General features: G+C 65.3%; 1 protein-coding gene. It reads left to right on the top strand.

The window, feature by feature from the left end:
- Positions 1-48: 48 nt before the first annotated feature.
- The coding region (locus IU459_RS39175; protein WP_324199185.1) for an IS3 family transposase at positions 49-426 on the top strand (378 nt) is incomplete at its 3' end.

The following is a 426-nucleotide window of genomic DNA, read 5'->3' as shown; positions in this document are numbered from 1 at the left end:
CTGTTGCGGTTGCGGCGTGAGAACGCCGAGCTGGCGATGGAGCGTGATGTGCTCAAGCGATCAGTGGTCCTGTGGGTGAAGGAGGCGACCAAGTGGGCGTGGCCGGGTTCATCGCCTCCCAGAGGGCCGAACACGGTGTCCCGTACGCCGTTTCCTGCCGCGCTCTCGATGTCAGCGAGTCGCTGGTACTCCAAGTGGAACGACCGTGCGCCCACACCGCGCCGGCGGCGCCGTGAACAGTTGACCGCGGCGATCGGCAAGGAGTTCGAGGACTCCGGTGCCGCTTACGGCAGCCCGCGCATCGGGTTGGAGCTGCGGGAGAAGGGCTGGCGGGTCTCCGACAACACCATCGCCGCGATAATGGCCGAAAAAGGTTGGGTAGCACGGAAAGTCAAACGCAGATCCGCGACCACGCGGCAAGGGAAA

The organism is Nocardia amamiensis, assembly GCF_015477605.1.
Lineage (GTDB): Bacteria > Actinomycetota > Actinomycetes > Mycobacteriales > Mycobacteriaceae > Nocardia > Nocardia amamiensis_A.
This window is presented reverse-complemented; position numbering and strand designations above follow the sequence as displayed.